The sequence below is a fragment of the Thalassospira sp. GO-4 genome, from assembly GCF_023588965.1.
Taxonomy (GTDB): domain Bacteria; phylum Pseudomonadota; class Alphaproteobacteria; order Rhodospirillales; family Thalassospiraceae; genus Thalassospira; species Thalassospira povalilytica.
In genome coordinates, this window is record NZ_CP097807.1 from 1,473,772 (window position 1) to 1,485,948 (window position 12,177).

Consider the following 12,177-nt stretch of genomic DNA (forward strand, 5'->3'; position numbering starts at 1 on the left):
TCATCAAACCGACAACCAAAAAGAGAACTTCTTGCCGACTTTGATTGTCGAATTAGATACTGATTTTCAAAAATCACCCGGTGCGCATTGCAAACAGGTCAGGCCCATATCGCGCCATTTATCAACAACGCGCCTGCGATCATCCACCACCAGCCACGGGTTGAACCCATCGGCAATGATTTGGGCCAGAAGATCTTCCTTGACCTCCTCATCACTGCGGTGATCGGCATCGATGGGGCGCAGATACATGCCGTCAAACGGGATATTATGGGCACGAAGCCAGGCTTCGGACCGGTGTTGCCAGCCCGCCGGGCGGCCAGAACAGATTACGATCGCATGCCCGGAAGCATGAAGAATGCGCAACAGCCGTTCGATATTTTCAATCGGTTTAGCATGGTCCATTGCATCAAAAAACGCATCCCACTGTTTTTCCACACCATGAACCAGATGCCCCAATTCATCGGCATCGAAATGCGCCAGTGTTCCATCCATGTCAAACACCACCGCATCGCGCAGATCATCTGAATTCGGGCGGGTTTGGTGCGCATCGGCCTGTGCCATATTCACGCGGAGATCTCCTTGATCAGGGTTTCGGTCAGATTTTCATATTCCCATCCGGACTTGACCGGACGGAACAGGATCGGGGTGGCATTGGGCACACGCGGCCCGTCGGCCTCAAACCCGGTCATGTAAAGAATGCAGCGCGCCACCCCGGAATGGGCAACAATCACCGTGAGCTCGTCGCTGACTTCGGCCAGTGCCTGTTGCATGGCAAATGAAACGCGCTGACACATGGCATCAAATCCTTCGCCATTGGGCGGGGTGTCAAAGCGCGGGCACAGCTCGGCAATCGGGCGACCTTCAAGATCGCCCCAATGACGTTCACGCAAACCGTCAAGCACCCTGGCCTCGTAATCAGGCAGAACAAGGTTGGCGGTTGTGCGTGCGCGGTCTTGCGGGCTGACATAAACTGCGCGCCAGCTTGCCTGTGCCATCAATGGTGCAATGGCAAGGGCCTGTTCGCGGCCGGTTTCATTGAGCGGCGGTTCATTCGATCCGGCAATGATCCCTGCGCGGTTGGCATCGGTTTCTCCGTGCCGGATGAACACAAACGGCAATTTCGGAAAATCGAACTTTTCAGCAGCATAAATCATGGTCAGGCATCACCCGTTTGAACGTCGAAATGGATCGCAACCCATTACAAATAGAACCGATCAGCAAGCTGTAGCCGCCCGTCGAACCCGTCGACAAGACCAAAATCCTCGGGACAGCTGGTAAAAAGCGGCACGACCTGCATGGCGTGGCACTGATTGGCAAGCTCGATCACGTGCCCGGCCAATGGATGCACGTTCCAGCGCCGGAAATGCGCATGGCCTTTTTCAACCATCTTGCGGGCCTCGATCGGCATGAACCCGGTAAAGATGACATGCGCACTTGATCCCAGCCGTCCGGCATCACGCCATTTATCAATCAGTTCACGCGACTTGCCAAATGTCGCGCACGGCGCATGACACAACAGCAATCTGGCATCCGGATTGAAATGCTTTGCCTTGTCCTTAAGACCGCGCAAACGGCGGATCGCATCGCCATTCACATAATCCGAACCATGGGTATCAAGCACCTGCTTGACCTGCCCGTAACAGCGATCATCCATCGACCAGTCGGTCAGACCATGGCTTTCAAACAGCAAGGCCATTTCGGCGGCCCGGCCGCTGGGCGGTACGGGAAACAGTATCTGCCCGTCAAGCTTGGTCATGGTGGTCAGAAGACTGTCGATACGGACCTGCTGGGTCAGTTGTTCCATGCCATAGGATGCATCAAGCATCACGGTCGCCGCATCGGGCGGTGTGTCATACAGGAAATAATCGGACTCATGGCAGAAATCGCCGGAATACAGCACCCCGCCACCCAGTTCGAAATGCAGCCACACCCCGCCAAACGAATGGCCGGTGCGCCCGGTGGTGACGGTAACCCCATCAACCTGGATTTCCCCGCATGGCGGCAATGGAATGACTTTCGCGCCCTTTGGCAAGGAACGCGCGGTGACTTCGGTGCAATAGATCGGCAGTCCCGCCGCGACAATTTCCTCGGCCGCACCGATATGATCGATATGGTCATGGGTAATGAAAACGGCGTTAACTTTATTCAGCCAGGCCGGATCAAATCCCTGATCACTTTCGGGGCCAACCCCGCAATCAAGCATCCAGCGCCGGTTAAAGAATTCCAGTCGCAAACAGGCCGGGCCTTTTTCACCAAGGCCGGAAAGAACACGCATCCGGGCTGACATCAGGCGACCTCACCGGCAAGGCGGTCAAAGACCCAGCCATCGGCAACCTTGAGCCCGACCGGCTCCCCGACCCGTGCCCGACGATTGGCATAGACCGGCAGGGTATGCTCATCATCGATGCGCACCGAAAGCCGGAACCGCCCGCCCAGATAAACGCAATCCTCGACCTTGCCGCGCAAGGGGGCCTCATCTTCGACCCAGACATCTTCGGGACGCAGGCAAAGGCCCGCCTGCCCATTGATATGCCCGCTACTGGCCAGTTTCGGGCATACGCGTGCGGCAATGCGGGTATCGCCAAGCTTCACCGAACATGTGCCACCATTTTCGACCTCAACCCCGGTGATCGGCAAAACCGACCCCGCCCCGACGAAGCCCGCGACCATGCGATCGGCCGGTTCGCGATACAGGGTTTCGGGGGCCGCCATCTGGCGAATATGGCCCTTGTCCATCACCGCGATCCGGTCGGCCATTGCCATGGCTTCGGCCTGGTCATGGGTGACGTAAATCATCGTTGCCCCGGTACGGCGATGGAAATCAAGAAACGCCTGCTGCATGGTTTCGCGCAAATGAACATCAAGGTTCGCCAGCGGCTCATCAAGCAACACCGCACGCGGTTCCATCACCAGACACCGTGCCAGTGCCACACGTTGCCGTTGCCCGCCGGAAAGTTCAGCGGGGCTGCGATCCGCATATGGGCCAAGGGCCACGATATCAAGTGCCTCGGCAATGCGGCGATCGCGATCTGCACGGTTCATGCCACGCACTTCAAGCGGATATCCGACATTGCGCGCAACCGACATATGCGGCCACAGGGCATAGGATTGAAATACGATGCCAAGATTGCGGTCCTCGGGACTGACCATCACGCCCTTGGCCGGATCGGCAACCACCTGCCCGCCGATTGATATTTGCCCCTCGCCCGGTTCTTCAAATCCGGCCAGCAATCGCAATAACGTGGTCTTGCCACAGCCCGATGGTCCCAGCAGGGCAACAAATTCCCCATCCGAAATGTCAAGCGACACCTGATTAAGCGCACGGTAATCGCTAAAGCATTTGGTAATGCGCGAAAGATTTATGTCTGCCATGGCACAACTCCCTTGGGCAAACGACGCGATGCAAGCTGAAAACAGCTCATCAACGCGATCACAACCAGCACGACCAGTACCGCCACGGCGGATGCCAGAACGGTGTCGCCACTGTCATCAAGATTGAAAATCAAAACACCCAGCGTCTCGTTGCCCGCCGACCACAAAAGGGCCGAAACAGTCAGCTCGTTAAACGCAGTCAGGAAAACCAGCAAAGCCCCGGCTGCTGCGCTTGGTGCGGCCAAGGGCAACAACACATCGCGCAAGCGACGGCCAATTCCGGCACCGCAGGCTTGGGCTGCTTCTTCAAGGGCCGGGTCAAGCTGGGTGAAACTGTTCATCACCGGGCGCAACGCAATCACAAGAAAGCGCGCCAGATAGGCGATGAAAATAATGCCAAGCGTGCCATACAGGCTGATTTCGATCACCGGGATCTTGATGAACAGCAAGATGCACGCAATCGCCAGAACCACACCGGGCAACGCATAGGGCACTTCGATCAGAAGATTGATCAGCTTGGTCAGTTTCGATGGTTTGCGCACCATCAGATAGGCCAGCGGCAAGCACACCAGAACAAGCATCACCGCCGCGCCCACCGACAACAGGAAACTGTTATGGAATGCGCGGATGGTTGATGGCTGCACAAACAGCACCTGATTAAAGGCATCAAAGCTGAAATTGGTGAAATCAAGCTTCACGCCAAAGGCCGGCACCAGTGAGGTTGCAATCAACGCCATCAACGGCACGACAAGAATTGCAATCAGAACCGCCCACAGGATGGTTTCAACCAACGAACGGCGCGCCCCCAGACGGATATCAAGCGGACGTCCGACCATCCCCATCAAACGGTAATCGCGGTTGGCAAGCAGCCGGTGGTGAATGGCCACACCGCAAATGGCAATCGCGCCAATCAGCATGGCAAGAACCGATACTTCGCCCAGAACCGACGGGCCGAACCCGGCCAGTTTCTGATAGATCAGGGTCGGCAATGTCGGGTAATTGGCCGGAATGCCCAGCATCGCCGGAATGCCAAAATTGCCAAGTGCGGTGACAAAGGCCATCGCGGTTCCGGCAATCAGCCCGGGGCTGGTCAGTGGCAGGATGATCTGCCACCACAAACGCCCGCCGCGCGCACCGGCAAGCCGGGCTGCTTCGATCTGTTCACGCGGGATCATGCGCAGATTGGCGCGCAGGGTCAGAAACACGATCGATGCGTGCTGGATACCCAGCAAAAGCGCAATGCCCTCGGCGGAATAAAGCGGCTGTGGCGATCCCATGGGGGGTGCCATGCCAAAGGCATTTAAAAGCGCACTGCTTGGCCCGGTCAGTTGCACCCAGCCAAGGGCTGTGATCTGTGGCGGGATCATCATCGGGATCATGAAACAGAAAACCAGTGCGGCCTTGGCGCGCACATCGGTCAGTGCGACCAGAAAGGCAAATGCCCCCCCGATCAAAAGCGAAATGATCGTTCCAAGCCCTGCGGTATAAAGGCTGTTGGCGGTTGCCTGCCATGTTGCGCCCGATCCCAGAACATCGCGGAAATAATCAAGCGACGGCACGCCACCGACAAACACGCCTTCAAACGCCAGGCGGACAATCGGCAGAATGGAAATCACGAATACCGGCAACAGCAACCAGTAAAGCAACCGGTCCGAAGACCGGTTGCCTGTGGATCTGGTCATGATGCCAGGCAGAGCGCCGCGAAGGCGACCTGTTGCCTGCATTACTCAGCCCCGAAGATATCAGCGAATTTCTTTTTGTTCGCTTCAGCCTGTTCAAGGGCGATGGCCGGGTTGAAGTCCATCAGTTTGATGTCCTTACGCGCCGGGAAACCTTCCGGCAGGGCCATGTCGTTACGGGCCGGGATATAACCCATATCAAGAACAAGTTTCTGACCGGCATCGGACAGAACGAAATCAACGAACTTGTGCGCGGCATCAACGTTCTTGGCGTCTTTCATGATCGCGACCGGCTCGGTCACATAGGTCACACCTTCTTTCGGGAAGACAAAATCAACCGGCGACCCTTTGGCTTTGCCACGGATGGCAAGGAAATCAACAACCACGCCGTACGGTTTTTCACCCGATGCAACCGCCTTGAAGACGCCACCGTTACCGCCCTGTGCGCGGGCTTCGTTGGCGGCCAGTGCCTGATAGTAATCCCAACCCAGATCCTTGTTCTCGGTCAGGGTCGAAAGATGGATCAGGGCCGCACCGGAATAAAGCGGGCTTGGCATGACAATCTGGTTTTTCGCCGATGCATCCGAAAGATCCTTCCACGAGCTCGGTGCCTTGGCTGCGGTATTGTAAACAATGCCCGTCGTGATCAGCTTGGTCGAATAGTAGTAGCCATCGGCATCATAAAGCGCGCCTTCATAGGCCTTGGCTTCCGGCGATTTGTACGCTTGCAGCAGGCCTTCCTGCTTCATGCCTTCCAGCGTTACCGTATCGGCAATCAGAAGAACATCCGGGCGCGGGTCGCCTGCGGCGATCTCGGCGCGCAGTTTCGCCATCAGTTTGGTGGTACCGTCACGGACCCACTCAACTTCGATATCCGGGTTGGCAGCCATAAAGGCATCAACAGTGGTCTGGGCATCCTGGTTGGGCTGGCTGGTATAGACAACAAGCTTTTCCGCAGCCTGGCCAACAACCGGCAGCATCATCGCCGCAGTCGCGACAGCAGCAAGAAGAACGTTACGCATGATCGGCATCCCCTAGTCGGAAAGAAGGTTTCGTTCGAAAACATTTCGATCCGGAAGCTATATGGATTTCGATAACAGTTGTGTGACAACACCAAGAATTAAATGTTTCAACAGGTAAACCGGGCTTTTCAGTTACATTCAGGCCCGTCTATACTCGGAACACAAACGAAACCATGCCTTTCGAACGAAAGAAATAAACGTGTCCGAGATCCCAGATCCTGTTCCGCTTGACCGTCGCCGTGACCGTATCGTCGCCCTTGTGAAATCCTGTGGCTTCATGGCGGTCGAAGAATTGGCGCGCCGGTTCAATGTATCGGTCCAGACCATCCGCACCGATTTGCGCGATCTGCAGGAACAGGGGCGCGTGTTTCGCCGTCACGGCCTTGCGGGCCCCGCACCTGATCCGGATAACTCGGCCTATGAAAAGCGCGAAGTCTGGAACCGATCGGGCAAGATGGCGATTGCCGCCAAGATCGCCGAACTGATCCCTGAGGGCTGCACGATTGCGATTGGCACCGGCACCACCGCCGAACTCGCCGCCCAGCATCTTTCATCGCATCGCAATTTGACCGTACTGACCAACAACCTGCATGTGGTGCTGACCTTGCAAAACGCCCCCAATGTCACGCTTCGGCTTGCCGGTGGTACGGTCCGCACCCGTGATCTTGATATCATCGGAGCCGATAGTGCTGACTTCTTTGGCGGGCTTCGCGCCGATTACGGGATTGTCAGTGTCGGCGGCATGACCGATGACGGCGATTTGCTTGATTTCAACATGGATGAAGTCCGCGCAAGGCGCGCACTTGTCAGCTGTTGCGATCACGCGATCCTGATGATCGACGAGAAAAAGGTTGGCCGCAAAGCCCTGTGCCGTGACGGCCACGCCAGCGATTTTCAAACGGTACTTCTCAACAGCGCACCCGGCGATGCCCTGCAACGTGCATTGGTCAAAGCGCGGTCTCAGATTGTCGTGGTAAACTGACGCAGAAACAAAGCTGCTTTATTGGCACGCCATGGTTGCTTCTTCGCTCACCACCAGACCACCTTCGACATGAAGGGTATGGTTCGGTGCGACAGCGGCCCAGCTTTCAGTATCGGTATCAAGCGGTTCGGATACGACAATGACGTGGTCGTCGCGTTTGCGCCAGTAAAGGGATGGCGGTTTGTCGTCGCTGGCGTGGCGGATGGCGCAGACGCTTTTACCGTTTGACAGACAAGCGGTGAAACGGAACGGGGCGCTGGCGCCGCGCAGCTTCATTTCATTTTCGACGACTTCGATGGTGCGGCGGATCGCGCGGTGCGGGTCTTCTTTCAGACCAAGCGTCAACATCAGGCAAAAGATCAGCTCGCTATCGGTGGATCCCTGCCGGCCGGCATAGAATTCATCCTCGATCATGTTTTCAAGCGACCGGCGCACCAGCGGGTAATCGCCGATCTGGCCGTTATGCATGAACAGATATTTGTCATGGGCAAAGGGATGGCAATTGGTGCGGCTGGTATGCGTGCCGGTCGAAGCCCGGACATGGGCGAAAAACAGCCCCGATTTGATGTGATGGGCAAGCGACCGCAGGTTCGGATCATTCCAGGCCGGAAGAATTTCACGATAAAGCCCGGGGGTCGGGCGTTCGTCATACCAGCCAATGCCAAACCCGTCGCCATTGGTCGGCGTTTTGGCCTGTTCGGCATGAAGGCTTTGTTCGACAAGGGAATGGCGCGGCTCGAACACCAGCTTTTCAAGATAAACCGGATCACCAACATAGCTGAGCCAACGACACATAACCTGCCCCCAAAGCATGAATTCCAACAGCACGCATCTAAGCCGCATAATTACAGTACGGTCAATGTGATATTATCTATTGCCGGTTTGATTTTAAGGCATGGCTGCGCCCAAATGGCTTGTTGGGAAAAAGAACAATAAAGCACTTGCCAAGCTTGGTGATTGTCCGTATTTTCCGCGCCACAAAATGAATCGTGCTGGTGTAGCTCAGCTGGTAGAGCGGCGCATTCGTAATGCGTAGGTCGTAGGTTCAAATCCTATCACCAGCACCATTTTGTAAAACCCAAGACCCGCCAAGGTACAGCTTGCTGCACTTTCGGCGGGTTTTGTGTTTTCCGGGCTTTGAAAAGCTTGCGACATTCGTGAATTTTCGCGGTCTTTTACAGACGGGATTTGCGCCTCAAAGCCCCGTATCGCCCCATTGTACAGAGGCAATATTTTCACATTCCCGCCCTTTGAACGTCTGAATGCACGGAACCGTTTAAATCCTTGTGGTCAATTCGGCCGCCATTTCGGCCGCAAAATCCACCACAAGGGCAACACTGGGGAATGCATGCATGACAGACAGTGACGCGCCCAAACCAGATCCGGCCAAATCCGCATCAAGCCCATCTGATGGCAGCAGCAATCTGCACGAAGCAGGCCCCGCCGCGGCAGAAAAAGGCTTAAAGGAGCCCACCGAGACCTCGTTTGCGCCCCAGCCCGGCCCACTGAACGAGCCGCAGGCCGCACTCGATATCATGACCGCCCTTTGTCAGGAATTCGGCCTGATTGACAGCCCCCCGGTCAACAGCCCCGGCGGAGCATCGCGGCCAGCCACCCCGAAAAGTGGCCAAATCAGCGAGCCCGGTGAAACCGCCTTTGAAATCATCCAGCGTTTTCTGTTCGACGGGCCGGGCACGCCCCGTTCAGGCGCGCCAAAACCGAATTTCAACAGCGCCATACCCGATCCGACACACGTCATCGCCCAAGCCGCACAAAGCCCCCGGACGACCGGCAGAACAGGAAACAGCGAGGCCTCCGCAATGAGCAGCTCCTTCTTTGACAGCACAACTTCTTCTGAAAGCACCTCGCAAGCGCAGTGGGGGGTCACCATCATCAATAAGGATGGGAGCAAAACCGATCTTCAGGGGGCTGTAATTGCCGATGACATGTTCAGAACTGCCATGCCCAGTCTGCACGGGAATGCCAGCAGCGATGCCGACACCCCGGACTGGACCATCACAATGGCACAGGGGTACCCGATGTCATCGGGCCGCACGACCGCCCAGACCGCGATCGGTGCACGGTTGATTGCCGATGAAAGCCCCGAAAGCCTCAAAAGCTGGAAATTGCATGTCGGCCCGTCTGCCGATGCGCAATCCGAACTGTCGGTATCGGTGCCGACATCAGTACCCTCACAATTGCGCGCGCTTTTGTTTGACAGCTCCGCACAGGATGACACCCTGCCACAAACATCTGAAGTCCCGGTCTATAGCGGCGGCCCCTATGCCCTGCATCTCGAACAGGCCGTCGGTTCAATCCCCGGTGATGCCGCCCCCAACCTTGCGCTGATCCGGTTGATCTTTGCCGACCGTGCGCCGATCCCGGTGCAGTTTGAATATACCGGAACCTTGCCAAGCCCGATTGTCGGGGGAAACATCCTGGCCGGGCCGAACTATACCATTCCGTTCTGGGTCCAGATCACCCCGCCCAGCGAAGGCGACAAGGGCGCAAGCCTTGTCACCCTTGTGCGCTATGACCAGGAAACAAGTTTCAATGTCACCGCACAGCTTCTGACCGATACGCGCAGCTGCACGCCGACCGCCATCCTGACATGCGCGGCACAAAGCGACAATGCCGCCTGCAAGGCTGCAAGCATGGTGTCTAACAGCAATGGACGCCTTGAAACCAGCCTGACCGGTGTTGCCGCAAGCCCGACCGAGGATGATCTGGCGACGTATGGCTTTGTTCTGCCGTCCAGCACCGATGATACCGCACCGGCAAAACCGGCCTCCGCCAAAACCGGCGGAACCAAAGCCGGTGGCGCAAGCTCCGATGGATCGGCCGATCAGGATGCCCCGGCATCCGGTGAGGATACCGGATCGGACGGTTCGGCATCGACCAAGGGATCGTCGCGCACCACCAAAGGCAGCACCCCGAACAATTCCACCAAGGGAGGCACCTGATGTCTGGTCAGGCGCATAAGGATGTTACCACCGCCAGCGATCGTAAGGATGCTGTGCGCAAGGCATTCAATCAGGAATATCTGGCCACCCAGAAAGCCATGACCCAGGCCGCCGAGCGCGCCCGCGAGCAGGTTCTTGATCAGCGATACACGATTTCCAATCACGCCGAACAGGTCAAATCGGGCGTGACCGCCCCGTTGCCCCCGCGTCCGGGCAGCGGGCACCCAACAGGTTATCCAGCACAAGGTGCTCCGCAAATGACATCATCGGCAAACCACCATGGCGATCAGCAGATCATGTTCGATATCGCCACGGAAATTCGCAACATCATCACACGCGAAATCGATCTCAGGATGCAACTGCTTTCCGACAAGGTCGAAACGGCACTTGCCAATGCTTTTCCCGCACAGGATTCAAACGAGCCGGCGCCACCGGCCGGGGACAAGGAAAGCCCCAGGAATTCACAGCCTGCAAAAACAGGTTGATCCGGCACAGGTCGGGAACCGCCATGGGCATCTGCCCATCGCATCCTGACCGAACCGGCACGCGTACGGATCAAAGCAAAGATCCCGAAAAACAACAGCACAGTCAGAAAAACTACGTGCACGACTACTCTCTTGGCCCGAATGAAGCAGGCTGTGAAGATACGCGCCGTGATACAACTTAAAATTGTGCAATAACTTTTATTCACAATCACTTAGAAATCACGTCATAATAAACGTCGCACAACTTAATCAGCCTATGGTTGCAATCTATCAACTGGAGGGGTCCATAGTGCAGAACGAAAAAAACAACCAACAGGAAGAGGCTGGCCTTACAGAGGCCGAGCTGCATTTCGTTCAAAGCCTTGATCAAACTCTTAGCCAGGCGATGGAAGATGGCGATAACGTCACTTCCATCTGGTCGCGATTGAAACCCGACCAGCGTGCCCGCATTGCCGAAGATTATCTTAGCAGGCTTGCGGTTACCGACGCGTTGCTTGGCACAAACAGCGAAGCAGGAACCCGAAATCCGGCCCCGCCCGACCGCAACCTTTCAGACAGTTCAGGCACCCCTTCCCTGGCACTGGATGCGGCGTCAATCATTCAGCACGCAGCCCACATTTCTTCTGATCTTGCGGCCCCATCCGAACGGCCGGGGGAAAACCGGTCCGACCTTTCAAACGGCCAAACCCCGCCCCCACAATCGCACAATGTGCAGTCCGATGCGCCCCAACCGGCAGCATCCGCCCCGGCCACCAATCGATACAGCCCGCCTCCGGGCTATCCGGCGGATTTCAATCCGCTTGCCGGTTTCCCGGGGCTCGAACCATCCCGCAACGGCCCACGCCCGGAAGATATTATCGCAGGCGCCCTGCCGGGTTTTGGCAACACGTCCGGCCTGTCACCGATGGATGTCTTGCACGGCATTTTGCCGACATCCCCGGAAAGCACTGATCTGCGCCAGCCGGTTCCGGGCATGCGCGATATGCCGCAAGCCCCGGACACCCCGACCTATCCCCCTGCCCAAGACATCCCGTCAGAAGATACCGGCAACGCCGCCTGGCCCAATCCGACCCGTGCGCATGAAACCGCACTTGATCCGCAAACAGGCCCCGCGGCACCGAATTTCTGGCCGCTGTGGATCGATCAGCAAGACAGTCTTTTGAAGCAATGCCTGAAACTGATGTCCGGCAATATGGATGACGCTCAGGACGCCCTGTCCGAGGCAATGGTCAAGGCATCGACAAAATTCGAAGATTCCATGGACGAAATCCGCAACCATCGCGCATGGCTGTCGCGTATTGTCCATAACGCCTGCATCGATCTGCATCGTCAGAACCGGCGCAAGGCGGAATATCGCGAAGAAACCCACGGCAGTGCCGATACCCCGGCATCCCCGATGACCGCCCCGGTCATTCCAAGCCCCGAAGAATCATTCCTTGCTGGCGAACAGCTTGACCAGCTTGAAACAGCCTTGATGGCAATGCAGGAAAAACTGCGCAAACCGCTTTTGATGCGGTGCGTCCAGGATCGCAGTTACGACGAAATTGCCGAAGCATTGGGACTAAGCAATTGCGCCGTGCGCAAACGTGTCCAGTTGGCGCGCGAACATCTCAGAGGGGCAGGCATCCAGTAATCGGCCTGCCTGTCCTGGCCCGGACTGCGCCAACAAGGCAC

At 56.9% G+C, this 12,177-nt stretch carries 11 protein-coding genes and 1 tRNA gene; 5 read left to right on the forward strand and 7 right to left on the reverse strand.

The window, feature by feature from the left end:
* Positions 1-66 precede the first annotated feature (66 nt).
* Genes M9H61_RS06995 through M9H61_RS07020 form a run of 6 tightly spaced genes read right to left on the reverse strand, consistent with a single transcriptional unit; the run spans position 67 to position 6,073 of the window.
* A complete protein-coding gene (locus M9H61_RS06995; protein WP_250285033.1) occupies positions 67-561 on the reverse strand; it encodes a polynucleotide kinase in 495 nt (164 codons plus the stop codon).
* A 2-nt stretch (positions 562-563) separates the two neighbouring features.
* Positions 564-1,154, reverse strand: coding sequence for a histidine phosphatase family protein (locus M9H61_RS07000; RefSeq protein ID WP_250284131.1), 591 nt, complete (start codon positions 1,152-1,154; stop codon positions 564-566).
* 44 nt (positions 1,155-1,198) lie between these two features.
* Positions 1,199-2,287, reverse strand: a complete 1,089-nt coding sequence (locus tag M9H61_RS07005) for an MBL fold metallo-hydrolase (protein ID WP_114113558.1) — start codon at positions 2,285-2,287, stop codon at positions 1,199-1,201.
* Positions 2,287-3,372 (reverse strand): ABC transporter ATP-binding protein, encoded by a 1,086-nt coding sequence (locus M9H61_RS07010; protein ID WP_250284133.1) that lies wholly within the window; start codon positions 3,370-3,372, stop codon positions 2,287-2,289. Before M9H61_RS07010 ends, M9H61_RS07005 begins: the two co-directional genes overlap by 1 nt.
* Complete coding sequence (locus tag M9H61_RS07015; RefSeq protein WP_250284136.1) at positions 3,360-5,054, reverse strand: iron ABC transporter permease; 1,695 nt, start codon at positions 5,052-5,054, stop codon at positions 3,360-3,362. The genes M9H61_RS07010 and M9H61_RS07015 overlap by 13 nt, the downstream gene beginning before the upstream one ends.
* 41 nt (positions 5,055-5,095) lie before the next feature.
* Positions 5,096-6,073: an ABC transporter substrate-binding protein gene (locus M9H61_RS07020; protein ID WP_250284138.1), complete on the reverse strand. Its 978-nt coding sequence runs from the start codon at positions 6,071-6,073 to the stop codon at positions 5,096-5,098.
* A 199-nt stretch (positions 6,074-6,272) separates the two neighbouring features.
* Between M9H61_RS07020 and M9H61_RS07025 the strand changes: the two genes are divergently transcribed.
* The gene (locus tag M9H61_RS07025) at positions 6,273-7,055 is read left to right on the forward strand and encodes a DeoR/GlpR family DNA-binding transcription regulator (protein ID WP_228196645.1); all 783 of its coding nucleotides are present in this window, start codon (positions 6,273-6,275) and stop codon (positions 7,053-7,055) included.
* A gap of 18 nt (positions 7,056-7,073) precedes the next feature.
* Here the strand turns inward: M9H61_RS07025 and M9H61_RS07030 are convergent, their stop codons facing one another.
* Positions 7,074-7,850 (reverse strand): class II glutamine amidotransferase, encoded by a 777-nt coding sequence (locus tag M9H61_RS07030; RefSeq protein ID WP_250284140.1) that lies wholly within the window; start codon positions 7,848-7,850, stop codon positions 7,074-7,076.
* A 196-nt stretch (positions 7,851-8,046) separates the two neighbouring features.
* Here M9H61_RS07030 and M9H61_RS07035 point away from each other — a divergent pair.
* The 4 genes from M9H61_RS07035 (at position 8,047) to M9H61_RS07050 (ending at position 12,136) form a co-directional block, all read left to right on the forward strand.
* A tRNA-Thr gene (locus M9H61_RS07035) sits at positions 8,047-8,122 on the forward strand.
* 285 nt (positions 8,123-8,407) lie between these two features.
* Positions 8,408-10,018 carry a hypothetical protein gene (locus M9H61_RS07040; protein WP_250284143.1) on the forward strand — a complete coding sequence of 537 codons (1,611 nt, stop codon included), beginning with the start codon at positions 8,408-8,410 and terminating at the stop codon, positions 10,016-10,018.
* Complete coding sequence (locus tag M9H61_RS07045; protein WP_068518665.1) at positions 10,018-10,503, forward strand: hypothetical protein; 486 nt, start codon at positions 10,018-10,020, stop codon at positions 10,501-10,503. Before M9H61_RS07040 ends, M9H61_RS07045 begins: the two co-directional genes overlap by 1 nt.
* Positions 10,504-10,792: 289 nt before the next feature.
* Entirely contained in the window at positions 10,793-12,136 is a 1,344-nt protein-coding gene (locus M9H61_RS07050; protein ID WP_250284145.1) for an RNA polymerase sigma factor, read from the forward strand.
* Positions 12,137-12,177: the final 41 nt, after the last annotated feature.

Bases quoted from the DNA above. Each gene is read 5' to 3' on its own strand.
- M9H61_RS07020 (WP_250284138.1), bottom strand. From the start codon at position 6,073: ATGCGTAACGTTCTTCTTGCTGCTGTCGCGACTGCGGCGATGATGCTG.
- M9H61_RS07010 (WP_250284133.1), bottom strand. From the start codon at position 3,372: ATGGCAGACATAAATCTTTCGCGCATTACCAAATGCTTTAGCGATTAC.
- M9H61_RS07005 (WP_114113558.1), bottom strand. From the start codon at position 2,287: ATGTCAGCCCGGATGCGTGTTCTTTCCGGCCTTGGTGAAAAAGGCCCG.
- M9H61_RS07040 (WP_250284143.1), top strand. From the start codon at position 8,408: ATGACAGACAGTGACGCGCCCAAACCAGATCCGGCCAAATCCGCATCA.
- M9H61_RS06995 (WP_250285033.1), bottom strand. From the start codon at position 561: ATGGCACAGGCCGATGCGCACCAAACCCGCCCGAATTCAGATGATCTG.
- M9H61_RS07030 (WP_250284140.1), bottom strand. From the start codon at position 7,850: ATGTGTCGTTGGCTCAGCTATGTTGGTGATCCGGTTTATCTTGAAAAG.
- M9H61_RS07015 (WP_250284136.1), bottom strand. From the start codon at position 5,054: ATGACCAGATCCACAGGCAACCGGTCTTCGGACCGGTTGCTTTACTGG.
- M9H61_RS07045 (WP_068518665.1), top strand. From the start codon at position 10,018: ATGTCTGGTCAGGCGCATAAGGATGTTACCACCGCCAGCGATCGTAAG.
- M9H61_RS07000 (WP_250284131.1), bottom strand. From the start codon at position 1,154: ATGATTTATGCTGCTGAAAAGTTCGATTTTCCGAAATTGCCGTTTGTG.